Raw genomic sequence first — 25,758 nt, 5'->3', positions numbered from 1 at the left:
AAAGTCATCGATTATTAATCAACTTTGCTCTGCTGAATCAACGCGCGGCAATCCGCATTTTTTGCATCACCATCTTCGATAAACACGAGCAAAGCAGCAAATGGTGAGATGAGTGCGCCGAGTGCTACGGCAGCGGCGCCTCGTGCACCGGCTCTTTCTGCATCAATGCCCACGCGCGGCGATTTTAATTTTCCTAAAACGGTGATTGGCACGCGCGCCGAAAGAATACTGTTGTCTTTAGGCTTTGCATCCAGCCGTACATTTAGCTTTTCCTGTTTTAAATCCACTGCTACCTTGCCTTGCAATAGAGAATCATCAGTATCCAGCACGACAACTTTTGAATCCAACATTCCATCTTTTACATCAAAATCAATAACACCACAGCGGATAGCAGTGGATTTATCTTTACCTAAAAATAATGGAAGCGCCTCACCTATATCGACGTCTGAAGCCTCAATCAATAATTGGCTAATTTTCCCTCCGGCCATAATAATTTCCATATCACCATTACTACTCGCCAACACATCGGCAAGCGATGCGCCTGTGCCCTTCAGTGCTATATTCCCGCCAAAAAAACCTCTGGTGGTTTTTTCAAAACGCGTATCCGCAAAAAATTGTGCGAGACTGAGCCTGCGCAATTTCAAATCCATTGTCATTGGCGGGATATCGGGGCGCGCATCAACATCGATTGAGCCCTCTACAGTGCCATCGGCCAGTGCAACCTTCAACGGATTAAGTTGCAGCAAGCCATCCTTCAAATAAAATCGAACATCCATTTCTTTAAATGGCAAACCCGGCGCATCAATTTTTTTCGCGCTAAGGGTCACATCCAAATCCGTTGCGCGCAGACGCTCAACTTTAAGCGGTACATCTGGAATTAATTTTGGGCTGGCTTTCTTTTCTGCTGCAGCCTTTTTTTGTTCTTCTGTGGCATTCTCTGTATCCGGTGATAACCCTATGAAACCACCCAAATCGACGCTATCCAACACATTGGACACAAGATTCGCCTTAAAAAAACCACGCTCTCCGCCAACGTCATAAGACAAGCTGCCAGACAGATCACTTCCACCCACCTTGCCGTTAAATTTGTTGTAGCTCCAGACATCCCCGTGTTTGACCAGTTGCCCTTCCAGCGAATATGGCGGTGTTGGTGGCAATGGAATCGCGGTGAGATAAAAAATATCGGCGAGGTTATCGCCCGTAATTTTCAAACTTGCATTGGCACCGCTCAACTTGATTGGATCCTGAAAGGTTCCCTTAACATCCACCGCCGTAGTGCCCATCACTAATTTCAATTGCAAGGGAAAATCCAGTGTGGAATCACGCAAAGTTTCAAGTGAACCGCCCGATGCATCCAACTTAAATGGTTTATTTTGTAAAACACCGTCACCCGAAATGGTAAAACCCTGCTTTTTATCACTGCCCTTTTTATCGCTACTCTTTTTATCACTGCCCGCGCCGCTGACAGAATCGAGCTTTAAATCAAGATTCAAATTTTTTACCGCATCGCGATAAACAAGGCGCCCATCTTTTATCGCAAGCGTTTCAATCAAGGGAAAATTATGCCGATCATCTGGTGTTACAGCCTCCTCCACTGCATTTGCCATGGAAAAAACAGGGAGGTTCCAGTTAGCATCCTCAAGCGATTTACGCTCCAGAATAACCGTTGGTTTGAGAATGCTTATCTCACCAAATTCCAATTTCCCGATGAGCAGCTTTAAAGGTTTGAACGTCAAATCCAGTGATTCAATGGCAACCATATCCGGCTCTTTATACTCAGACGCATTACTGAGCCGAATTTGTTCCGCATGAATTGAGGTGTAATTCCATCGCCATTCAATTGCCAGCGGCCCCTCAATTCGCAAATACCGCCCAGTCGCCTTGCTTCCCTGCCCTTCCACCAAGCTACGCACCAGCGCCTCTGAAAAAACAATAACGCCAATTATCACAATAAGCAGCATAAGCACTATGCCGCCAATAACTGAAACGACTTTATGTTTTAAAAGTGACTGCCCAGCCATAGGAATCTCCGTAGTAAAAAGACCTCAGACTAGGATAAACGACAAATACAGCCGCCAATGTTCACTAGAACACCGAAGCACGAAGGAATACTGAAAGGATTAAGCCAACTTCAGTTAGAATAGCGCCCTACCAATTTTACCTACCATGAATGTGTGGAAAACAAGATGACTAAAAAGACCAAAATTGTAGCAACCGTTTCCGATCTTAAAGGCGATGTTGAGTTTATTAGCCAATTGCATAAGCGTGGCGTCAACGTTATCCGCTTAAATACCGCTCACCAAACCCCGGAAGACACGGCTAAAGTGATCGAGAATGTGCGGGCTGTTAGCGAAAAGCTGGCGGTTCTGGTGGACACCAAAGGCCCCGAGATGCGCACCAACCTCAAGATTGAGGAAGATCTCACCATCAAAACCGGTGACAAGGTCACTTTCCGTGCCGATGGTTTAGACGTACCGACCACTCGCGAAGCGGTACAGGTCAACTACCTTGGCTTTGTGAAAGACGTTCCCGTTGGAGCCCATATCTTGATCGATGACGGCCTATTGGAACTGGTGGTGGACAGCAAAGATGAAGGCGCCCTGTACACGACTGCACTGAACAACGGCAAAATCAAAAAGAAGAAGAGTGTTAACGTGCCTGGCGTGGCTATCAAATTGCCATCAGTTACTGAGCGCGATAAGACCTTCATCGAAATGGCGATTGACGCAGGCGTTGACTTTATCGCCCACTCCTTCGTACGTAACAAGCAAGATGTACTCGATGTACAAACCATTCTTGATGCGAAAAACTCGCCGATTAAAATCATCGCTAAAATTGAAAACCGCGAAGGTGTAGAAAACCTCGACGAGATTTTAGAAGTTGTTTACGGCGTAATGGTTGCCCGTGGTGACTTGGGTATCGAAATCCCCGGTGAAGAAGTGCCACTGGTACAAAAAGACATCATCCAACGCTGCATCAAAGCGCGTGTGCCGGTAATTACCGCCACACAAATGCTGGAAAGTATGATCCAAAACCCGCGCCCAACCCGCGCAGAAATTTCGGACGTGGCCAACGCCGTGTTAGACGGTACCGACGCATTAATGCTGTCCGGCGAGTCGGCTTACGGCGACTACCCATTTGAAGCCGTAGAAACCATGGCCCGTATCGCATCTCACGTTGAAGAGAAAACCGCCAAGGGTATTAACTTTGATTCTGCGACAGACAACCTGCAAGAGTACATCTGTAAGCAAGTGGCCAAATCTGCACGCGACCTTAAAGTTGACGCGATCATAGTCCCTACCTCTACCGGCTCCACGGTTCGCCAAATCGCATCTCACCGCCCAGCGGCACCAATTTATGCCGCGTGTTATAAACCTGGTGCGCTGCGTTTACTGTCATTAAGCTACGGTGTTCATGCCTATCTGGTAGATGCCCCCGAGCGCGCGTCAATTATCAAGACCTCAATCACTCCGCTACTCGAAAATAAAACCTTAACCAACGAAAGCTTGGTGGTTATCGCGAAAAGCGCACCTGGCGCCCCCAAAGGCGAAACCAACCGCATGGAAATTAACACTGTGGGTGCGTTCTTGAACAAATAGTTTTTTATTTTTTTATCAAGCCCTCACGTGCAACGTTGAGGGCTTTTTTTTGGAGTGGAATTAAGAGCCTAGCTATTAAGGGATTGCTTAGCCAACCCCTAATTATGTTGATTAATTTTTTCTAACAGCGCATCAGTTGCCTGCAATAATTCTGCTAAAAGTTTTTCATCCACATCCAGATAGCCTTCATACTCAGCCAGATTTCTACGTTCATGGCAGAGAGCAAAAATACGTACCTGCGTTTTGCTGATATCCACAGTGTGTGCCAAGCACTGAAATACCAGATAGCGTTTATCTGATCGATACCCTTTTTGGCGCAAAGCGAATAACGCGAGTGCATGCGCAGAGTTGTAAGCTAAATCAAAACGGCTGGCAAAACTTAATGCAGAATTATGCGCATCTTTCAGACGGTCAATCGCACTGCGCAATAAGCCAGCCGATTCATTGGCATCCGGTGGTTCGGCCTTTAAGCCTCCCGTGCGAACTAAATTTTCCAGTTGTTCAATCATGCATGCCTCCTTTCAATTTTTATTTAAACCTTATGCGACACTTTCATCCCATAGTGGAATACGAGCCTGCTCCATCACTCGCTGCAAGAAATGGTTTCCGGCCTTAAGTTTGCCCTCAAAATCTTGCACAGTATAAAGCGTTGGATTTATGGTGCGCCCCAGTATTTCTTCTGCTGGCGCGAGCAACTCCATAACTTGACTGTAACTTAATTCTTCACCCACCAGCATCAGATCTACGTCACTACTGGCAGTAGCTTCACCTTTCGCAATAGAACCATAAATAAACCCCTGGGTTATCTGCGATGCCAGCGGCGCCAATGCAACTTTGAGCGTATCGCCAATACCAAAGGTTTTTCGAACTATGGCCGCTAGATCAGCGTAAATAGGGCAGCTCTGATCTGCTTGGTAATGGCTTTGGTTGCCAATTTGAACACGACTAATTAAACCAGCAGCATGCAACTTTTCCAGCTCACGCATTACCGTACCTTTACCAAGACCAGCCCAGCGGACAATCTCATTAGCAAAGAAACTCTGGTCAGGCTTGGTAAACAACAAACCCAGCACTTTTTGCTGGGTTTTACTGAAAAGGGCGTCGCCCAAATTAAGGGGTTGTAGGTTGTTCATAACGGCCAATACTAAAAAGTCCCAATTTGGGTATGATAAGTCCCTTTTTGGGAACCTTCAACACCATCAGCCATTACAACCAACCCACCCCATATACCTGCCGCGAACAAAACTGCATAGAAATCTATTCACCTGATGGTAAATGCCTGGAAAGCACTGCCATTTTTTGAACCGCATCAGTGCTTCTCACCCACTTAGCTCCACCTCGAACATTTATTTTCGCGCAAATAAAAAACCCGCGCTTCGTGAGAAGCGCGGGTTTTAAATTTGGTGGAGCTAAGCGGGATCGAACCGCTGACCTCAACACTGCCAGTGTTGCGCTCTCCCAGCTGAGCTATAGCCCCAAAAACGGGATACGACCGCGTCGTAAGTGGCGCGCATTCTATGCAGCAGATGCTGGGGTGTCAAGCAAAATTTGCGTGGCGCGCCGGTTTAAATTGTTTACAAATCAATCAGTTAGTAATTGTTGTTCGCAAAATTTGTGCAAATTGCTGACCTCGGCACCGGCAGCACCGAGGCCAGCAGACAATTACTCAGCGGCTTCGTCTGCCGCTACACCTAGCTTGGCGAAGACTTTTTCCAAATCTTTCTGCTTGTTTTTACCAAAGCCGCCCAAGGCATTGATCGCGTGTCGGATGCGCGCGCGGCTCATGTCGGGGCCGATGATTTGCATGGAATCAACCACTGGGAAGGAAGCGGTAGAACCGGCGATGGCGACAAACACAGGGGCGATAGCGTCTTTGATCTTCAAGCCCATTTGATCGGCAAGCAGCTTCAATTCCGCAAACAAATTGTCGCGTTCCCAAGTGCGCAGCGCTTCCAAACGCCACAAGGCGAATTGCAGATACTCTTTTTGCTTCTCTACATCCAGCTTGTTGCTGGCGAAGCTGGCTTCGGTCACAGGCATCATGCCGCTGACCAAAAAGCTGGCGAGAGGCGCAAAGTCGCTGAGTGTGGTCATGCGCGATTGCGCGTGAGGCAGCGCTTGCAGCAACATATTTTTATTCAGCAACCAGCCGTGCAAACGCTCGGCGAGTTGATCGATGCTGAAGTTCTCGCGAATCCACAGACTGCACAGCCAGTTGAGTTTTTCCACGTCGAAAATCGGCCCCCCGAGAGAGACGCGCAGCAGGTCGAAATGTTCCTGCATTTCAGCGAGGGTGAATTTCTCGCGCTCATCCGGCATAGACCAGCCCATGCGGCCGAGGTAGTTGAGCATCGCCTCAGGCAGGTAACCCATTTGCTTGTAATAAAGAATGCTGGTGGGGTTTTTGCGCTTGCTGAGCTTGGACTTATCCGGATTGCGCAGCAGCGGCAAATGACACAGCACGGGCGCCTGCCAGCCAAAGTATTCGTAGAGTTTCAAATGCTTGGGCGCGGAGTTGATCCACTCTTCGCCGCGAATCACGTGGGTGATTTGCATCAAGTGATCGTCCACCACATTGGCGAGGTGATAGGTCGGCATGCCGTCGGCTTTGAGCAGCACTTGCATATCCACTTGCGACCACTCGATCTCGATCTTGCCGCGCAGCATATCGTCGATTTCACAAACGCCGCTTTCAGGAATCTTCATGCGGATTACGTAGGGCTCGCCCGCATTTAATTTCGCCTGAACTTCTGCTTCGGAAAGCAGCAGACCGCGACCATCGTATTTTGGCGTTTCGCCACGCGCTTGTTGCTCGCGGCGCATTTCATCCAGCTCTTCAGCAGTGGCAAAGCAATAGAAGGCATGACCTTTTTCAACTAGTTCCATGGCGTATTTGCCATAGATATCCATACGCTCGCTTTGGCGATATGGGCCGTGCGAGCCGCCTACGTCCGGGCCTTCGTCCCACTCCAATCCCAACCAGCGAAGGCTATCCAGAATCGCCTGTTCGGATTCCGGGGTGCTGCGGGTTTGGTCGGTATCTTCAATGCGCAACAGGAACTTGCCGCCGTGCTGGCGCGCGAAACAGAGGTTAAAGAGCGCAATGTAAGCGGTGCCTACGTGGGGGTCGCCAGTGGGCGACGGGGCGATACGGGTACGAACTTCAGACATGGATTGGCCTTTTAGCTTAACCAGATAAGGAGAAAAGGCGCGCATTATACGCCAATCCGTTAGCTGGACAGAAAGCCGCGCCCTATAAGATAAAAATAATTCTGCCGACGCGAATCCTTTTGGCTCCCCACACCCACTAGTGGATAAAAGCCCACTAAAGTCACCCAGAAAAGGAAAGCCCCATGCGCAAACCAAGCAACACTAAACTGACTACTGGCAATATGATCCCGATGCAAATCTGGCAAGATACCTACGGGCATGATGTCACCATTCCCTGCTCCACAGGTTTAACCCATCTGCAATTTAGGCGGTATTCGGGCTGTGCTGTGTGCAATCTTCACCTACAAAGCTTTATCGGGCGCCAGCAGGAACTGCGCAATGCGGGCATATATGATGTGGTGATTTTCAACTCAACGCGCGAGCGCATTCTGGCCGATATCGCCAAAAGCCCCTTTCCGATCATTGCCGACACGGATAAACATTTATATAAAAAGTTTGAGGTAGAAACTTCGCCGCTAGCGGTATTTAATCCCAGCGTTTGGCTCCCTGCCATTAAAGGAGCGCTGAAATTTGGCGTGCAATTACCGCGCGATCAAGAAACCATGAATGGCCTGCCGGCGGATTTTCTAATTGATAGCGATGGTAAAATTATCGCCGCTCACTATGGCAAGCATGCTTATGACCAGTGGTCGATTGAAGAATTGTTGAAACTGGTCGAGCTACACAAAATCAATTCAGCATTTATCAAACACAATAAAGAGGAATTGGCTGCGTGAAATTCGATGCGTCACTTTTAATAGGTGCAGCGCAAACCGGTGATCCGGTTGCGCTGGAGCAATTGATTACCCGGTGCTATCCGGATTTGCGCCGCTACGCGCAAAAGCACTGCCACGCAAGTCACGCGGAAGATGCCATTCAAGAGACTCTGTTGATCGCCACGCGCAACATTCGCAGCCTGCGCCAGTTGCACTCCTGGCTGGCATGGATGGTCACGATTTTAAAACGCCAATGCCATTATTTATTTCGCAGTTTCAATATCAATGTTCACCTCACCGATACTGAGTGGAATGAATTTATTGCTGCCACACCTAGCCCCATCTTAAAACTGGAATTGATTGCCGCACTGGAATCTCTACCGCCACATTATTTGGAAATTATCTTACTGCGCGATTTTGAAGAGCTGAGCATTGCGGAAATAGCTGCGCACCTAAATGAAAAAATTCCCGCAATTAAAAGCCGCTTGCACCGAGCAAGAACCTTGGTACGAGAGTATTTATTAAGCGAAATCCCTTCGAGCCACTAGCTCAATAGCCCCCCCCCTCCCTATAGCAACCAAGAACACATGCCAACATTAGATGCCTTTAAATTAGCACTTGCTAATTTAAAGGCATCTAATATAATGAAGCCATAGCCCACTGGAGATGCGCAATGACCCAAGCCACCAACCAGCCACAAGACCTAAGCCACATGCAGGAACACGCACAAGCAGCAGCCAATCTGCTCAAGGCATTAGCCAATGAAAATCGCTTGATGATTCTATGCACATTGATCGAAGGGGAATTGTCGGTAGGCGACTTGAACACCCGCGTTCCACTTAGCCAGTCCGCCCTATCACAACATTTGGCGAGCCTGCGCGAGGCTGGATTAGTGGCGACACGCAAAGAAGCACAGACGGTTTACTACTCATTGCAGGGCGATGAAGCACAAAAAATTATTGCTGTACTGCAATCCATTTATTGCCCTACCGAATAATTTTTCATTTATCTACACCACCTAACATCGAGGTTTATATGAGTCACAAACAGATCCACCCACGCGATTTAATGGCTCAAAAAACGGCTGACACCTGCATTCTGGATGTGCGCACCGCAGCCGAAATCAAAGCGACCAACTTATCGGACAGTCTGCATATCCCGCTGCATGAGCTGACCCCCGAGCGACTGCAAAGTGAAATCGCCAAACAGGGCAAAAATGGCCGCTGTATCTATCTGTTATGCCAAGGTGGCAAGCGCGCGCAAATGGCCGCGGAACAATTGCATGGAAAAATCGATGCCGAATTGATCGTAATTGAAGGCGGTATCAACGGGGTTAAAGCTGCCAATATCCCTGTAAATGAAGGCAAAGGCGTTATGTCGCTGGAACGACAAGTGCGTATCGCAGCTGGGTTTTTAGCCCTACTCGGCGTGGTGCTCGGGTTTCAGGTAGATACCAACTTCTTTCTGCTGTCTGGCTTTGTTGGCGCTGGCCTGATGTTTGCCGGTATTACCGATACCTGCATGATGGGCATGCTGATCGCACGCATGCCTTGGAATCGGTAAGTGTTACTGCTTATTGGCATCATCATCGGCCTGGTACTGGGGCTGACCGGCGCTGGCGGTTCAGTGTTCGCGGTGCCCTTGTTGATGCTATTGGCGGGAATGCCGATGGCAGACGCCGCTGGTATTTCACTTGGCGCCGTTGCCGCAAGTACCCTTTATGGCAGCCTGCGCAATGCGCGACAAAAACAATCAGCCCCCCTGCTCTGGCGACCTGGTGTCATTCTCGCCACTGCCGGAGCAATTAGTGCTCCCGCAGGAAAATGGTTGGGGCTGCAACTGGATGAACACCTGCTGCTAATCGGATTTACGCTTTTGGCCGGAATCATTGCCCTGCGCATGTGGATCAGTTCCAGCAACAACCCTGCTGCTGCAAGTGTGGTTCGCGCAGGCAATTTTACTGACACCCCATCACCCGGGCTGATTTGTCACCTGAGCAAAACAGGCCAATTTGAATTGCGCCCACGCTGTGTCAGCGGATTATTGATCGGCGGATTGATCGTTGGCTTGCTGTCTGGATTATTTGGTGTCGGCGGCGGCTTTTTAATTGTTCCACTGCTACTGATGTTGAGCGCAGTCAGCATGGCGCAAGCCGTCAGCACATCATTGCTGATTATCGCCCTCATCAGCAGCTCAGGTTTTATCAGCCACCTGTTAATGAGCGGCAGTACAGCCGATGGAAACAGTCACATACTAAGCTTGGGATTAGTCGCTGCCGGAGGCGTGCTGGGCATGCTTATCGGCCAAAAGGTCAGCCACAAAATCGCCAACGCACTATTACAAAAAATCTTCGCCATCAGCCTGATAGTCGTTTGCATCATCACTCTTACGAGGAGTTTTTTATGATCTTTCGCCAATTATTTGAACGTGAGTCATCTACCTATACCTACTTGATTGCCTGTGAGCACACCCGTCAGGCAGCGTTGATTGATAGCGTAAAAAGCGAGGTGCCCAAATATCTGCAGCTTCTAGAGGAACTGGGACTAACCCTGACTTATGCACTGGACACTCACACCCACGCCGACCATATCACTGGCGCTGGATCTCTGCGCGAAGCAACTGGCTGTATTACGCTGTTAGGCGATGAAGCTGGCTCAGCTTGTATCTCACAAGGCCTGCACGATGGCGACCTGATCCAAATCGGTCAATTACAGCTCAAAGCTATTTATACGCCCGGCCATACAGATGACTCCTATTCCTATTTATTGGAGGATAGCGGCCAAAACTATATCTTCACCGGCGACACACTATTAATACGCGGCACAGGTCGCACCGACTTCCAAAATGGTAATGCGCACGACCAATATCACAGTCTGTTCAATAAGCTCCTTACCCTGCCCGATCACACATGGGTATATCCCGGACATGACTACAAAGGCTGGTCACAAAGCAGCATCGCCGAAGAAAAAGCCCACAACCCTCGCCTGCAAGTCAAAGACATTAATGCCTATGTCGAATTAATGAACAATTTGAAATTACCCACACCACAACTGATGGATATCGCAGTACCAGCCAATCGTGCTTGTGGCAACAACTAATCCCCCATACCTCACCCAATAGGAAAAGGATTTCTCTATTCGCTACATCTATACTGATTTGCTAGAATTACCGCCACAAAAAACCAGTAGAGAGACTCACCATGCTGATCCAAGCACCTATTTCCCTCGGCGAACTTATCGACAAAATCACTATTTTGGAAATCAAAGCCGTAAATATCGGCGATGAAAACAAACTCAAAAATGTGACTCATGAACTAAATATTCTTAACGAAAAGGTCAGTGAATTACTGGACGCCGAAGGCCAGACAAAACTGGCGCCGCTCAAACAAGCACTAAAAGATATCAACCAAGAATTGTGGATCATTGAAGACGACATTCGCGATTGCGAATACGCAAAAGACTTTAGCGATAAATTTATCCAACTCGCGCGTGCTGTATACGTCACTAACGACAAACGTGCAAAAGTGAAAAAAGATATCAACCTCGCCTTTGGTTCAGAATTAATCGAAGAAAAATCTTACAAAGATTATCAATAACCTGCCGTTCGATTTAACTGAAGAATTCGCCCATGCGCATACTGCTTATCAAAATGTCCTCCATGGGCGATATATTTCACACCTTCCCTGCCATTAGCGATATCAAGCAACATTACCCTGACGCGCAAATAGATTGGGTGGTGGAAGACAGCTTTAGCGAAATCGTTAATTGGCATCCAGGTGTAAACAAAGTCATCCCAATTCATTTGCGTCGCTGGGCAAAAGAGCGCAACAAGAAAAGCTGGCAAGAATTTAAAAGCTGGCGACGTGAACTGCGCACCGAAACTTACGATTACATCATCGACGCGCAAGGTCTGCTCAAAAGTGCCGCTATGGCGAAGTGTGCAAAGGGAAATGGTATTGATGGTTACGACAAAAATTCAGCACGCGAATCTATCACCCACTGGTTTTATAAACGCCATCATCAAGTGGATAAAAACCAACACGCAGTTGAGCGTACCCGCCAATTAATTGGTAAGACTCTGGGCTATACACCTGCCCCCAAATTAAATTTTGGTATCAACCAAAACTTCACACATATCCAAGAAGATCCGCGCAAGCTGGTATTTATTATCGGGACCAGCTGGGTCACTAAACTCTGGGCAACCAGTGAATGGGAAGCATTGGGAAAAATTGCAATTGATGCCGGTTTCAATGTAGAAATTATTTGGGGCAGCCCGCAAGAGCAGGCAATTGCCGATCAAATTATTCGCAGTAACCCGCAGGCAACCAAACCGGAAAAACGCCTTTCTATCACCACTATTGCTGAAAAACTGGTAGCAGCCGCTGGCGTAATAGGTTTGGACACTGGTTTTTCTCATCTCGCTGGTGCACTGGAAACCCCCACGATTGCTATTTACGGCGCAACATCACCAACAAAAGTTGGTTTGATTGGCGATCACACGCACAACTTGCAAATGAGTGAACCTCTGGATTGCATGCCCTGTCATAAACGTCATTGCAAATGGCTGCCAGAGAACAGCACCGAAACACCGCAATGTATGAGCAGCATAAAAGCCGGGCAAGTTTGGGATGCTCTACAGAAAAAACTTTCTGTGCGCTCTACCGGTAATACATCACTTAATCATTAATACAAATTCATCCAGGATTTTGTTTATGACACCGCAAAAGATGGGCGTAGTCATTACCACCTACAATCAACCCAAGTGGCTTAAAAATGTGCTATTTGGTTACGAAGCTCAGCGTCACAATAATTTCACTGTGATTATTGCCGATGATGGATCAGGGCAACCCACTCGCGATGTCATCGAGTTTTTCCGAGCGCGCGGAAAGTTAACAATTGAGCATGTGTGGCATGAAGATAATGGCTTTCAAAAATGCCAAATTCTTAACAAAGCCATCGCACAAACTGATTGCGACTATTTGATTTTTACCGATGGCGACTGCATTCCCGAACCGGATTTCATTAGCATTCATCAATCACTAGCAAAACCCGGTCAATTTTTATCGGGTGGCTATGTCAAACTCACAACACCTGTATCAGAAAAAATCACTGAATCTGACATCGCAAGCGGCATTATTTTTAATATAGATTGGCTTAAAAAAGCAGGCCAACCATCCAGCCATAAACTCTGGAAACTATTAAAAAGCAAAACACTGAAAGCCCTGCTCAACGCCATCACGCCAACCAAAGCCACCTGGAATGGCATGAACAGCTCCACATGGACGAACGATATCAAAGCCTGCAATGGTTTTAATGAAGACATGCAGTACGGTGGACTGGACCGCGAGCTGGGCGAGCGTTTAATGAATTTCGGCCTAAAAGGAAAACAGGTTCGCTATAGCGTAAATTGCCTTCACCTTGATCATCCTCGCGCATATGACAACCCGGAAACCTGGAAAAAAAATTACGCGATTCGCAATGAGGTAAAGCGGACAGGACGCCATTGGAACGCGAACGGGATAGTGAAAAATCAAGTCCCCCCAACTAACTAGCCAACTTCGTTAATTACGAACACATCAATTTGGCCGGAGCTATTTGTGAGCACACTCGACTCCAAGCATAAAAAATCAATCGTGATTTATCAGGATGGACTACTTTCGTACTCCGAGACGTTCATCAAACAGCAAATTCTGGGTTTAAAACACTGGAATGCAACACTGGTTGGCCATAAATACAAAAAAAATAGCTTGGATTTTTCCATGCTCCAATCTCAATTGCTGCTCCCCAAAAACTCATCCCTCTTCAAACGCTTACGCTATAAATTGAACCGGTGGAATAACAAACCCGATCCTGCAGGAATTAAGACACTTAAGGATTTGGCACCATCACTGATTCATGCTCATTTTGGAACTTCAGCTGTCGATATTTGGCCTTATGCGAAAGCGCTGGGCATCCCCATGCTAGTCACCCTGCACGGCTTCGATATCAGCATTCGACGCGAATGGTGGGAAGAAGGAAAACGCAGTAGACGCAAGAAGAAATACCCTGCTCAACTTGATCAACTCGCGAGAGAAAAAAGTGTGCATTTTCTTGCGGTATCCAGTGCTATCCGCGATCGAGCGATTGCCTTCGGTATTCCAGCAGAAAAAATTACCGTCAGCTATATCGGTGTTGATACTCAGCAATTTTCCACTGGGCCAACGCCAGTTTTGGAAAGAAAAAACAACATTGTTTATGTCGGCAGATTGGTAGAAAAAAAGGGTTCCCCTTATTTGATCGAAGCATTTTCCGCCGTCAAAGCCAAGGTGCCGGATGCCCAATTAATTATTGTTGGCAAAGGCGAGCTTGAAGAAAAACTAAAACAAAGCGTGCAAGCGCTTAATTTGCGCGATGTTATTTTTGCCGGAGCAAAAACCAGCCAACAAGTAAAAGAATTAATCGATCAATCAAAGGTTTTTTGCTTGCCCAGCATTACTGCAAACAACGGCGACGCAGAAGGCCTGCCTATTTCGATACTTGAAGCACAGGCAAGCGGAGTATTTGTTGTTACCTCGTCATCGGGAGGTTTACATGACAATCTTATTCCACAAGAAACCTGTTTTTACTTCGAAGAAAAAAATGTAACCCAGCTAGCTGACCAACTTATCGAATTACTCAGTTATCCAGAAAAACATACGCACATACTGGCCACACAGAATTTACTTATCGATGAAAAATTTCAACTAACCAAATGTGCCGCTCAACTTGAGGCGATTTACGATAGGTTTTCCTTGCCATAGCCGCCATAACCAAAATTATCTTTAGCCAATATTATGACTAAATCGATTGGAAAGTTCGTCGGTGAAATCTCACCGCAATTCGATAGCAATGAAGTGCACGTGCAGCTGGAACACATTCAGCAGCTTCTAAATACTTATGAGACAAAGCGTCTCTCCAATGGCCCTGACTACGTAGTAAAAGCGCCGCTAGCACTCGACGGAAAAACAATCGATATCACTATCAAAGTTTTCAAGCGTCAAAACTGGATAAAAGATCATCACGATAAAAAAAACAAATCCAAGGCAGAGCGTTCTTTTCGCGCCGCAATATTTTTGCAGGAGCAACAGATAGGCACGCCAGCTCCTATTGCATGGCTTGACCAGTGGGAAAATAGTCGCCTGCTTGAAAGCTATTATGTATGCCTGTTCGAGCCAGGGATCAGCTTTAGGGATGCGCTTTCGGATATCTATTACAACCAACGCGACAATGCTCCGCTAATGGATTTACTCCATCTGGTTGCACCTGCGATACGCGCCATGCACGACGCCGGTTTTATGCACGGCGATATGGGCAATCAAAATATTTTGTTACCTCGCAGCGAAACCGGCGAATGGCTTCAGCCACATCTAATCGATTTAAACCGCAGCAAATATTCAGCTGTACCATTAACAGACACCCAACGCGCATTTGATTTAGCTCGCATCGCCCTACCCGGTGCCTATTTAAAAATTTTCAAGTGGATTTACAACAAACACCAAGACTTATCCACTGACTTTGATCAACTAGAGCAAAAAGCACGCAAACGCTTTTGGAGTCATAGACGCAGCGGCAAGTGGCGGCACCCTATTCGCCACTGGAAAAGCAAAAAGCTACCAAAGTCAAAACCAATTTATCCACCAATGCAGGATATTTGGCTGTGGGATGAAAAATCCGCACAACCCATGATCACTCCCGGACGACAGGAAAAGCATAGTTACCGCAACTGGCGCTATATATTTTCTATGACATGGCAAGGCTTATGCGCCGCACCAAGCATTTATAAGCACTACCAGCGCTTATTAGCACAAAGCTATTGTTCACCTATTGAAATGCAGGGGCGCATAGGAGTTGCGCTACACCCACACCCGGATTACATAGAAACAGAACTGGCCCTGCTAGAAAAACTAGGCAACCCACCAGTATTAGTTCGCTTTTGTCATCATGAAACAATTGAAGACTGGCACAGAACTATTGCGCTAGTTAAAGAATTACGCAGTAGAAATATCGAGGTAATGCTCGCCGTATTGCAAGATCGCCAAGCGTTATTGCAACCGGAATCATGGAAAAAACTCCTCACACTTATTTTTGAAAATCTGGGAAATGAAGTCGCGCATATTGAAATTACGCATGCGAGTAATCGCCTGAAATGGGGTGTTTGGAGCAGTAACGAATATCAACAGCTAATGATGCCCGCCTTTGAATTGCAACAGCAGTTTCCACAAGTACGTATTACCGGACCAGCTTGTATTGATTTTGAATATTTGCCAGTAATTGCAGCACTGGGCACTCAACCTAGAAATCAACCGCTGGCAGCACTTTCTCACCTACTCTATGTAGACAGACGCGGCGCGCCAGAAAATACTCAAGGCAATAAATTTTCCACACTGGAAAAATCTGCACTACTCAAAGCACTGGCGCAATGGTCAGACCGTTGCGATGACAAAGTTATTGTGTCTGAAGTCAATTGGCCGGTGCAACACACTGGTATTTGGTCACCTATCGGCTGCCCCTATGAAACCCCAAAATGGCGACGTGAACAACCGGGTGAAACAGAAGATGAATACGCAAATTACATGTTGCGCTATTTGGCAATCACACTGTGCTCCGGCCATGTAGAACAGGTGTTTTGGTGGAGATTATCGGCGCACGGTTATGGTTTGGTAGATGATCTCGACAACTTCCGAATTCGCCCGGCTTTTACTGCTTTGGCTTTTTTCCTTAATACACTAGGAAAAGCAACATTTATCCGGAAATTGGATACGCCAAATGATGTTTATGTTTTGGAATTTAGAATGAATGATCGCGCTATTTGGATGGCGTGGGCACTGCAAGAATCAACCTATCTACCCGATATTGAATTTTCGCAGGCACAGGATCGAGAAGGAAAAACACTTGAAACATTTAAGCTCAATGGCTCACCAATTTATCTATTGTCTTGATGAACACCGAGTAAATCTAAAACTCAATTCAGCTCTTTTGCAGGACTGAATTGAGCTTCGCACGAAGCAGTTCAACTTTAATCAGGTTGGACTGCGGCCGATAATCCACTCCCTCTTATTACTCGCACAGCAATTCAGCATTACCCATTGAGTGATTTTTTATCACCACCGATAATTAACCTTGCTGCAATTGTCCGGACAAACGGAAATATTTTTGCATTACTAAAAGAGTAATAATTAACTCTTGATGCTGATTGCTGAATTGCTCAACGTAGCGATTTGCGTTTGCAATTATGGATTCGGCTTCTTTTGGATGCGCATTGTAATAAGTAATCTTCTCCTCAATATCAGAGTGATCATCCCGTAGCTGCACATAGTGAACACCCGGAACCAGACTACCCTCCATAAACCAGGTTTCAAATCGTGGATTACGCATAAAACAAAGAGAATTTGAAGCCATAATCCATTTGAGATTAGTCGCTACATCATTGCCTTCCACGCTAAGCACATAGCGATAACGCAATTGTTCTGGAATGGACATAAAGGGGCGCACATAAACTGTCCGCTTATGCGGATAGTGAGTGTCACCTACATCACATAATGGATTTTCATAATACCGACTTAATACCGTAACTCTGTCTGGATGATTAGATCTTCCACGCCAAACCATTTTGGGAATTTTTTGCTCGAACCGCGCTTTATCCTTCACCGTATAGTAATGACGGATTTGATTCAGTTTTAAGAGAACTGAGTTTTCGTTAGCAGCATCCTCCATGATAGGTCGGCTTTTTAAAAAAGTAGGGGTATCGGGTACATGGACTATATCGCCAAACAAATAGGAATAACTCAGCGATTTTTCATTGGAGAAACCAGAAAAAAAAGAGAGCCACCACGAAAAATCCATTGCATAAGCAGTACTTCGCTTACCCTTATAAAGCTGATGATCAAAATCCAGCCCATCGGGCAATTGAAAATCACCTGTTAATTTGTTGTAGTAATTAACACGTTGCAATAAATATTCTTTTTGAACTGGTGATGCTGATTCAAAATCAGCTAACAGGCGCGCTAATTGTCTTTGCCAATAGCTATCAGGCAACAAATTTCGCAGCATCCCTTTCGTGTAATAACCTGTTTTGTACCAATTTTTAGCAAACTGATCGAGCATCTCCATAAACGCTTCTCTACCCCAAATGAGCTTTCGCTATCATTTCGATAGCAGCTAAATAATTTCTATTATGCAGTATCGTTCACCCAGACCATAGCAACAGATCACATGAAATTACTCATTCGAGCAACCTCTTTCTACGGAATCTAAGTAGGCATAGACACAAGCCACAGCAAGCATAAAAAAAGCTATAATCTCAGCCCATTTTTTGTCATTTCAGGCTACACATCAGCCCCAGATTAGAGAGTTTCCCACACTATGGAAAAAACCTACGAACCCCATGCTATCGAACGCCAGTGGTACCAAACCTGGGAAGAAAAGGGCTATTTCAAGCCCGCAGGTGATAACACGCCTTACAGCATGATGATCCCGCCACCTAACGTCACCGGCAGCCTGCATATGGGGCACGGCTTTAACAATGCGGTTATGGATACGGTTATTCGCTATCGCCGCATGAAAGGCGATGCCACCTTGTGGCAAGTAGGCACCGACCACGCCGGTATCGCCACTCAAATGGTAGTGGAGCGCCAATTGGCAGCACAAGGCGTTAGCCGTCATGATCTAGGCCGTGAAAAATTCCTTGAGAAAGTGTGGGAGTGGAAAGAGCAATCTGGCGGCACTATAACCCGTCAAATCCGTCGTTTGGGCTCATCGGTAGACTGGAGTCGTGAGCGCTTTACTATGGATGACGGCCTTTCAACTGCGGTACAAGAAGCTTTCGTTCGCCTCTATGAAGACGGATTAATTTATCGCGGCAAGCGCCTCGTTAACTGGGACCCGAAATTACACACAGCGATTTCCGACCTCGAAGTGGAAAACCACGATGAAAAAGGTTCATTGTGGAATTTGCGCTATCCATTAGCCGATGGAGCAACTACTGCAGAGGGCAAAAATTATTTAGTGGTAGCCACTACCCGCCCCGAAACCATGTTGGGCGATAGCGCTGTTGCAGTGCACCCGGAAGATGAACGCTACAAATCATTGATCGGAAAATTTGTTTTATTGCCATTGGTTAATCGCTTAATTCCAATTGTTGCCGATGATTACGTTGATCGCGAATTCGGTACCGGTTGCGTAAAAATCACACCAGCGCACGATTTTAATGACTATGAAGTAGGCAAACGCCACAATCTGCCATTGATTAATGTGCTTGATAAAAACGCGGCAATTTTGTCACAAGCACAAATTTTCAACCTCGATGGCAGCTTGAACACCGAACTCGATGGCACCCTGCCCGCCCAATACGCTGGCATGGATCGCTATGAAGCTCGCAAGCAAATCGTTGCTGATTTTGAAGCAGCAGAATTGCTGGAAAAAATTGATGACCACGGATTAAAAGTACCGCGCGGTGATCGCTCTGGCGTAGTGATCGAGCCATGGCTGACCGACCAATGGTATGTAAGCACCAAACCTCTGGCTGAACCTGCTATCGCCGCCGTAGAAGATGGCCGCATCCAATTTGTGCCCAAGCAATACGAGAATATGTATTTCTCCTGGATGCGCGATATTCAAGACTGGTGCATCAGCCGCCAGTTGTGGTGGGGGCATCGTATTCCCGCTTGGTACGACGCGAGCGGTAAAGTTTACGTTAGCCGCAATGAAGCAGAAGTGCGCAGCAAATATAATCTCGGCGCTGATGTAACACTGAGTCAAGATGAAGATGTTTTGGATACTTGGTTCAGTTCAGGCCTGTGGACTTTCTCCACGCTCGGCTGGCCGGAACAAACTGAATTCTTGAAGAAATTTCATCCAACCGATTTGTTGGTTACTGGCTTCGATATTATTTTCTTCTGGGTTGCGCGCATGATTATGCTCACCATGCATTTGGTGAAGCATGAAGACGGCACACCGCAAATCCCATTCAAAACAGTTTATGTGCATGGATTGGTTCGCGACAGCCAAGGTCAGAAGATGTCGAAATCCAAAGGCAATGTGCTCGACCCACTCGATATTATCGATGGCATTGATTTGGAAACCTTGGTGCAAAAACGCACTACCGGATTAATGAATCCAAAAGACGCTGCAAAAATCGAAAAGCAAACGCGCAAAGAATTCCCCGAAGGCATTCAGGCTTACGGCACCGATGCACTGCGCTTCACTTTCTGCTCACTCGCATCTACTGGCCGCGACATTAAATTCGATATGGGCCGCGTAGAAGGCTATCGCAACTTCTGCAACAAAATCTGGAATGCGACTCGCTATGTATTAATGCAATGCGAAGGGCAAGACTGCGCACAAGATGGGTCTACAGATTTCGAATTATCGGTTGCCGACCGCTGGATTATCAGTAAATTGCAATTAGCAGAAAAAGCTGTAGCAGAAGCGCTGGATACTTATCGATTGGATTTGGCAACGCAAGCCATCTATGAATTTATCTGGAATGAATACTGCGACTGGTATTTGGAATTATCGAAGCCAATTTTGTTCGATAAATCCGAAGGTAGCGACGCGCGTAAAAAAGGCACCCGCCGCACCTTGATTCGCGTACTCGAAACCATTTTGCGTTTAAGCCATCCATTAATGCCATTTATCACTGAAGAAATTTGGCAGAAAATTAAATCTCTAGCAGGCGCGACTGGCGAAACCATCATGCATGCCGCCTACCCTGTCGCCGATGAAAGCAAAATCGATCAGCAAGCATTGAAAGATGTTGAGTGGCTGCAGGCGGTCATTATGGGTGTGCGCAATATTCGCGGCGAAATGAACATCTCTCCCGCGAAAGATCTGAATGTGCTATTTAAAAATGGCAGCACAGATGACCAACAACGTTTGCAAGCAAATCAACAATTCCTGAAGAAGCTAGCGTCACTAGAGAGCGTTACTTGGTTAAATGCAGGCGATGCAGAACCTCTGTCTGCAACCGCACTGGTAGGTCAGATGGAAATTCTGGTACCTATGGCGGGAATTATCGATAAAGACGCTGAAATCGCTCGTCTAACTAAAGAGAGCAACAAATTACAGCAAGACATCGAACGCACTGAAGCCAAACTTGCCAATGAAGCATTTGTGGCAAAAGCACCGGCAGAAGTTGTTGCTAACGAACGCAATCGCGTTGCTGAAAACAAAACGTCGGTAGAGAAATTGCGCGAGCAAATTCAAAAGATTAGTGCGCTCTAATCGTTAATTTTCTGCAATTAATAAAAAAGCCGATGCAAAAACATCGGCTTTTTTATTGGATATTTTTGTACCGATTTAGATCGTGTTGGGCATCGCTGCGCTCAGCACCAACCTACGTCACCTGGATAATAATTTTTTACGCAAATTAAAAAACAAAAAAGCCCAATCTTTCGATTGGGCTTTTTTGTTTAAATTCAATGGCGGAGAAGGGGGGAGTCGAACCCCCGATACCCTTTTGAGGTATGCTCCCTTAGCAGGGGAGTGCCTTCGGCCACTCGGCCACTTCTCCACGTCTGCTGATTCGAAGCAGGCTCCGTCTCAGCAGGTGCGGCATAATACCATAATTCTCTAAAAATCAAAGTCTTGAAGATAAATTTACAAAACAAATTTGCGAAATTTTCGACACAGTATAATTAACATTCAATTATTGTATTTTTTTAAAAAGCGATCTATTAAAAACGCCTACGCGGCGAATGATTACTCATATCGCCGCGTAGTTGGAAAACAGAGAAGTAAGAAAAATAATTAAGTAGAAACTTAACTATCCTGCTCTTCCTGATTTTGCTTTTCACGCTGAATGCGTTGATAAATCTCTTCGCGATGCACCGCAATATCTTTAGGCGCGTTAACACCAATACGAACCTGATTGCCTTTAACGCCCAATACGGTAACGGTAACTTCGTCACCTACCATCAAGGTTTCGCCAATGCGGCGAGTTAAAATTAACATCTTTAATCTCCTTCACTCATCCTGTAAGAGTACGACTTAGACAACCCTTGCCACCATCAACCCCTGAATACCCCCCTTCGCGTCCCGACAATTGAATGTCTGGAAGTAAGTATTGCCTACTTTATGCGAAAGGGAAGAAACCCCCAACATTTTTCTGCTTATTTTTACCTAAACAGCAATGCCACCAACACCTTAACTACACCGCCTTAGATAAAAGGCTTAGCCCCTCACACGGCCTTCTGACGGTTCGGCATCCAAACCAAAAGCGGTATGCAAACTGCGCACAGCCAACTCCAAGTAACGCTCATCAATAATCACTGAAATCTTGATCTCAGAGGTAGTGATCATTTGAATGTTAATGCGATCCTCTGCCAAAGCAGTAAACATACGAGATGCGACACCCGCATGAGAGCGCATACCGACACCCACGATAGATACTTTAGCTACCTTATCATCGCTACGCACTTCACGCGCACCAATCTCTTTGGCAACCGCTTCCAACACAGCAACAGCTTTGCTCATGTCATTTTTGTGCACAGTAAAAGTCAAATCAGTAGTGCCGTCAGCCGATACGTTTTGAACAATCACATCAACTTCAATATTGGCAGCGCCAATAGGAGCAAGAATCTTTGCCGCCACACCTGGAGTGTCAGGGACACCAGCAACAGTTACTTTGGCTTCATCACGGTTAAATGCAATACCGGAAACAATAGGTTGTTCCATAGTCGAGTCTTCCTCATCGAGGGTAATAAGAGTTCCTGGGCCTTCTTTGAAGCTGTGTAAAACACGCAGAGGCACCTTATATTTACCAGCAAATTCTACTGAGCGAATCTGCAAGACTTTGGAACCCTGGCTGGCCATTTCCAGCATTTCTTCAAAGGTAATTTTTTCCAAGCGACGCGCACGCTCGCACACACGTGGATCAGTGGTATATACGCCGTCAACATCAGTATAAATCTGACATTCATCAGCATTAAGCGCTGCCGCAAGTGCAACACCGGTAGTATCTGAACCACCGCGACCAAGTGTAGTGATATTGCCGTTTTCATCTACACCCTGAAAGCCAGCAACAACAACCACGCGACCAGCCTTAAGGTCTGCACGCATATTGGCGTCATCAATAGATTGAATGCGCGCTTTAGTGTGAGCATTATCGGTGAGAATACGCACTTGACCACCGGTATAGGAACGGGCATCTACACCACGTTTTTTCAGTGCCATGCACAGAAGCGCAATAGTTACCTGCTCACCTGTAGATACCAACACATCCATCTCGCGCAGATCTGGAGTTTCCTGAATCTGCTGCGCCAGACCGATCAAACGATTGGTCTCACCACTCATTGCAGACAGAACTACAACCATTTCATGCCCTTGTGCATGAAACCCTGCTACCTTGTCGGCAACTTGCTCAATACGTTCGATGGAACCAACTGAGGTGCCACCGTATTTCTGAACCAATAAGCTCATTACAGCCTATCCTTTATCAATTGATGATTACTAACCAGATCACAAAAAAGGCGCCAATTAAACACCAGATCGCGACAAAAGTTAACCCAAGTGGATGATCCGAAGTGGATAAATCATACTTCTATCATCTTTTTAACAATTCCAATCAAGCCGGTAACTTATTGACCCAGCTGGCTTTTTACCCAAGGAACGACCGAAGCAAGTGCAGCATCAAGATCGGCAACATTAGTACCGCCGCCCTGCGCCATATCCGGGCGACCGCCGCCTTTGCCACCTAATTGCCCAGCGACATAAGCCATCAAATCACCCGCTTTTACTTTGCTAGTAGCATCTTGGGTTACTCCAGCAATAAGAGCGACCTTATCGCCATCGATTGCAGCCAATAACACCACCGCTGTGCCGAGTTTGTTTTTGAATTGATCAGCAGTCTCACGTAGAGACTTGGCGTCTGCACCTTCAAGATTCAAGACCAAGACCTTAATTCCTGCAATTTCAACCGCTTGCGAGAGCACATCACCACTGCCAGCGGTAGCTAATTTGGTTTTAAGCGCTGCGAGATCTTTTTCCAACTTACGATTTTGTGCAACTAAAGCATCGAGTTTTTCGATCAAAGTATCGCGACTAGCCTTAAGACTGCGGCCAGCGGTATCCACCAATGATTCGACACGATCAAACAACGCCAGAGCCGCAGCGCCAGTGATAGCCTCTATACGGCGCACGCCTGCCGCCACACCTGATTCAGAAGCTATGCGGAACAGGCCTATATCACCTGTGCGATTGACGTGAGTACCACCACAGAGCTCAACCGAGAAACCATCACCCATAGTTAATACACGGACGGTATCACCGTACTTTTCGCCAAACAACGCCATAGCGCCTTTGGCCTTAGCTGCATCCATATCGCACAACTCAGTTGCAACCTGCGAGTTAGCGCGAATCTGGTCGTTAACCAGAGTCTCAATAGCTTTTAATTGATCAGCAGTTACTGCCTCAAAATGGGAAAAGTCAAAGCGCAAGCGCTCGGAATCAACCAAAGAGCCTTTCTGGGTGACGTGTTCACCCAAAATTTTGCGCAACGCGGCATGCAACAAATGAGTGGCTGAATGATTTAAAGCTGTCGCTTGACGCACATTGGCATCAACTTTTGCAGCAAAGCTATCACCAATCGAAACGGCGCCTTGCAATACACGCACAACATGTAAGTGAGATGCGCCCTGCTTCTGACAGTCGCGAACCTCAAGACGATTACCACCCAGCTCAAGATAGCCGCAGTCACCGGCTTGGCCACCTGATTCTGCATAGAAAGGGGTTCGATCAAGCACAACCACACCATCTTCACCTTCAACCAAGCGCTCTACTTTCTTGCCATCTTTAACCAGCGCCAGCACTTTGCCCTGCTCTGCTAAAGAGCTGTAGCCAAGAAATTCACTGGCCGGCAAATCAATGCCTGCTGCGTTGTAGTCGACCTTAAAACTACCGGCGGCACGAGCGCGAGCGCGCTGTTCTGCCATAGCAGCATCGTAACCTGCCTGATCAATGGTTAAACCGCGTTCACGAGCGATATCGGCAGTTAAATCAACTGGAAAACCATAGGTATCGTAAAGCGTAAATACGACTTTACCGGGAACTTCAGAGCCTGAAATCTTGCTTAAGGCATCCTCAAGCACTGCAATACCTTTATCGAGAGTCTTCTCAAATTGCTCTTCTTCTTGCAGCAACACACGCTCGATTTGAGCCTGATTTTTGTGCAGTTCCGGATAGGCTTCACCCATCACTTCAGCCAAAGCTTTTACCAATTTATGGAAAAATGGTTGTTTTTGACCGAGTTGGTTACCGTGACGAATGGCGCGACGAATAATGCGACGCAGCACATATCCACGACCTTCATTCGATGGAACAACGCCATCACTGATCAGGAAAGAACAAGAGCGGATATGGTCAGCAATAACGCGCAGCGATTTGTTTTCCATGTCGCTGGTGCCAGTTGCTTCAGCTGCGGCAGCCAACAAATGCTGAAACAGATCAATTTCATAGTTGGAATGAACGTGCTGCATCACAGCAGAGATACGCTCAAGCCCCATGCCCGTATCGACAGAAGGCGCAGGCAGGGGATGCAAAACGCCATCAGCAGTGCGATTAAACTGCATGAATACGTTGTTCCAAATTTCTATATAGCGGTCGCCATCCTCTTCAGGAGACCCTGGAGGTCCACCCCAGATATCAGCGCCGTGATCGTAGAAAATTTCGGTGCATGGACCGCAGGGGCCAGTGTCACCCATCGCCCAGAAGTTGTCAGATGCGTAAGGTGCGCCTTTGTTATCGCCAATACGGATAATGCGCTCAGCTGGAACACCTACTTCTTTATTCCAGATATCGTAGGCTTCATCATCGGTGGCGTAAACCGTCACCCAAAGTTTTTCAGAGGGGATGCTCAATCTTGAGGTGAGAAATTCCCACGCATAGGTAATTGCATCGCGTTTGAAATAATCGCCAAAGCTGAAGTTACCGAGCATTTCAAAAAAGGTATGGTGACGCGCGGTATAACCCACGTTTTCCAAATCGTTGTGTTTACCACCAGCACGTACACAGCGCTGGGAACTCACGGCGCGGTTATAAGAGCGCTTGTCACCGCCAAGGAAAACATCTTTGAATTGATTCATACCTGCGTTGGTAAACAGCAAGGTAGGGTCGTTTTCCGGAACCAGTGAACTACTGGCAACAATCGTGTGACCTTTGCTTTCAAAGTACTTCAAAAAGGCGTCGCGAATTTCAGCGCTCTTCATAATGCGTCCACTAAAT

General features: G+C 46.7%; 21 protein-coding genes and 2 tRNA genes. 13 read left to right on the top strand and 10 right to left on the bottom strand.

The genetic code is table 11. The features are described from left to right. Positions 1 to 14: 14 nt before the first annotated feature. On the bottom strand, positions 15 to 2,021 hold the full coding sequence (locus SPL68_RS15980; protein WP_323816166.1) for an AsmA family protein: 2,007 nt from the start codon (positions 2,019 to 2,021) through the stop codon (positions 15 to 17). A 165-nt stretch (positions 2,022 to 2,186) separates the two neighbouring features. Between SPL68_RS15980 and pyk the strand changes: the two genes are divergently transcribed. Then, on the top strand, positions 2,187 to 3,599 hold the full coding sequence (gene pyk / locus SPL68_RS15975) for a pyruvate kinase (RefSeq protein WP_323816165.1): 1,413 nt from the start codon (positions 2,187 to 2,189) through the stop codon (positions 3,597 to 3,599). 98 nt (positions 3,600 to 3,697) lie between these two features. On the opposite strand, the gene SPL68_RS15970 is transcribed toward pyk, so the two are convergent. The 4 genes from SPL68_RS15970 to gltX form a co-directional block, all read right to left on the bottom strand. Beyond that, positions 3,698 to 4,108, bottom strand: coding sequence for a hypothetical protein (locus SPL68_RS15970; protein ID WP_323816164.1), 411 nt, complete (start codon positions 4,106 to 4,108; stop codon positions 3,698 to 3,700). A 30-nt stretch (positions 4,109 to 4,138) separates the two neighbouring features. After that, the gene (locus tag SPL68_RS15965) at positions 4,139 to 4,732 is read right to left on the bottom strand and encodes a nucleotidyltransferase domain-containing protein (protein ID WP_323816163.1); all 594 of its coding nucleotides are present in this window, start codon (positions 4,730 to 4,732) and stop codon (positions 4,139 to 4,141) included. A gap of 268 nt (positions 4,733 to 5,000) precedes the next feature. After that, positions 5,001 to 5,076: transfer RNA gene (locus SPL68_RS15960), tRNA-Ala, on the bottom strand. A gap of 185 nt (positions 5,077 to 5,261) precedes the next feature. After that, entirely contained in the window at positions 5,262 to 6,770 is a 1,509-nt protein-coding gene (gene gltX / locus SPL68_RS15955) for a glutamate--tRNA ligase (protein WP_323816162.1), read from the bottom strand. A 182-nt stretch (positions 6,771 to 6,952) separates the two neighbouring features. On the opposite strand from gltX, the gene SPL68_RS15950 reads away from it, so the two are divergent. The 11 genes from SPL68_RS15950 (at position 6,953) to SPL68_RS15900 (ending at position 16,481) form a co-directional block, all read left to right on the top strand. Beyond that, positions 6,953 to 7,546 (top strand): redoxin domain-containing protein, encoded by a 594-nt coding sequence (locus SPL68_RS15950; protein ID WP_323816161.1) that lies wholly within the window; start codon positions 6,953 to 6,955, stop codon positions 7,544 to 7,546. Beyond that, complete coding sequence (locus tag SPL68_RS15945) at positions 7,543 to 8,073, top strand: RNA polymerase sigma factor (RefSeq protein ID WP_323816160.1); 531 nt, start codon at positions 7,543 to 7,545, stop codon at positions 8,071 to 8,073. Before SPL68_RS15950 ends, SPL68_RS15945 begins: the two co-directional genes overlap by 4 nt. A 125-nt stretch (positions 8,074 to 8,198) precedes the next feature. Then, positions 8,199 to 8,522: an ArsR/SmtB family transcription factor gene (locus tag SPL68_RS15940; protein WP_323816159.1), complete on the top strand. Its 324-nt coding sequence runs from the start codon at positions 8,199 to 8,201 to the stop codon at positions 8,520 to 8,522. Between the two features lie 38 nt (positions 8,523 to 8,560). Then, positions 8,561 to 9,088, top strand: coding sequence for a rhodanese-like domain-containing protein (locus SPL68_RS15935; protein WP_323816158.1), 528 nt, complete (start codon positions 8,561 to 8,563; stop codon positions 9,086 to 9,088). Beyond that, positions 9,089 to 9,931 (top strand): sulfite exporter TauE/SafE family protein, encoded by an 843-nt coding sequence (locus SPL68_RS15930; protein ID WP_323816157.1) that lies wholly within the window; start codon positions 9,089 to 9,091, stop codon positions 9,929 to 9,931. Continuing rightward, on the top strand, positions 9,928 to 10,623 hold the full coding sequence (locus SPL68_RS15925) for an MBL fold metallo-hydrolase (protein WP_323816156.1): 696 nt from the start codon (positions 9,928 to 9,930) through the stop codon (positions 10,621 to 10,623). The genes SPL68_RS15930 and SPL68_RS15925 overlap by 4 nt, the downstream gene beginning before the upstream one ends. A gap of 101 nt (positions 10,624 to 10,724) precedes the next feature. Then, a complete protein-coding gene (locus SPL68_RS15920) occupies positions 10,725 to 11,120 on the top strand; it encodes a DUF6165 family protein (protein ID WP_323816155.1) in 396 nt (131 codons plus the stop codon). A 32-nt stretch (positions 11,121 to 11,152) separates the two neighbouring features. Continuing rightward, a complete protein-coding gene (gene waaC, locus SPL68_RS15915) occupies positions 11,153 to 12,211 on the top strand; it encodes a lipopolysaccharide heptosyltransferase I (protein WP_323816154.1) in 1,059 nt (352 codons plus the stop codon). A gap of 25 nt (positions 12,212 to 12,236) precedes the next feature. After that, a complete protein-coding gene (locus SPL68_RS15910; RefSeq protein WP_323816153.1) occupies positions 12,237 to 13,076 on the top strand; it encodes a glycosyltransferase family 2 protein in 840 nt (279 codons plus the stop codon). Positions 13,077 to 13,271: 195 nt separating this feature from the next. Continuing rightward, complete coding sequence (locus SPL68_RS15905; protein ID WP_323816152.1) at positions 13,272 to 14,303, top strand: glycosyltransferase; 1,032 nt, start codon at positions 13,272 to 13,274, stop codon at positions 14,301 to 14,303. Positions 14,304 to 14,336: 33 nt separating this feature from the next. Next, entirely contained in the window at positions 14,337 to 16,481 is a 2,145-nt protein-coding gene (locus SPL68_RS15900; protein WP_323816151.1) for a lipopolysaccharide kinase InaA family protein, read from the top strand. Positions 16,482 to 16,656: 175 nt separating this feature from the next. Here SPL68_RS15900 and SPL68_RS15895 read toward each other — a convergent pair whose 3' ends face one another. Next, positions 16,657 to 17,652 (bottom strand): glycosyl transferase family 90, encoded by a 996-nt coding sequence (locus SPL68_RS15895; RefSeq protein WP_323816150.1) that lies wholly within the window; start codon positions 17,650 to 17,652, stop codon positions 16,657 to 16,659. A gap of 252 nt (positions 17,653 to 17,904) precedes the next feature. On the opposite strand from SPL68_RS15895, the gene SPL68_RS15890 reads away from it, so the two are divergent. Then, a complete protein-coding gene (locus tag SPL68_RS15890; RefSeq protein WP_323816149.1) occupies positions 17,905 to 20,763 on the top strand; it encodes a valine--tRNA ligase in 2,859 nt (952 codons plus the stop codon). Between the two features lie 198 nt (positions 20,764 to 20,961). Here SPL68_RS15890 and SPL68_RS15885 read toward each other — a convergent pair. The 4 genes from SPL68_RS15885 to alaS all read right to left on the bottom strand — a co-directional run bounded on the left by SPL68_RS15885 (position 20,962) and on the right by alaS (position 25,742). Further along, positions 20,962 to 21,052: transfer RNA gene (locus SPL68_RS15885), tRNA-Ser, on the bottom strand. 248 nt (positions 21,053 to 21,300) lie between these two features. After that, complete coding sequence (gene csrA, locus SPL68_RS15880) at positions 21,301 to 21,492, bottom strand: carbon storage regulator CsrA (RefSeq protein WP_062060719.1); 192 nt, start codon at positions 21,490 to 21,492, stop codon at positions 21,301 to 21,303. Between the two features lie 219 nt (positions 21,493 to 21,711). Then, a complete protein-coding gene (locus SPL68_RS15875; RefSeq protein WP_323816148.1) occupies positions 21,712 to 22,959 on the bottom strand; it encodes an aspartate kinase in 1,248 nt (415 codons plus the stop codon). 158 nt (positions 22,960 to 23,117) lie between these two features. Beyond that, complete coding sequence (gene alaS / locus SPL68_RS15870) at positions 23,118 to 25,742, bottom strand: alanine--tRNA ligase (protein ID WP_323816147.1); 2,625 nt, start codon at positions 25,740 to 25,742, stop codon at positions 23,118 to 23,120. Positions 25,743 to 25,758 lie beyond the last annotated feature (16 nt).

This window comes from Cellvibrio chitinivorans (genome assembly GCF_035117775.1).
GTDB lineage: Bacteria > Pseudomonadota > Gammaproteobacteria > Pseudomonadales > Cellvibrionaceae > Cellvibrio > Cellvibrio chitinivorans.
The sequence above is the reverse complement of the archived record's forward strand: the minus strand, read 5'-3'. Positions and strand labels throughout refer to the sequence as shown.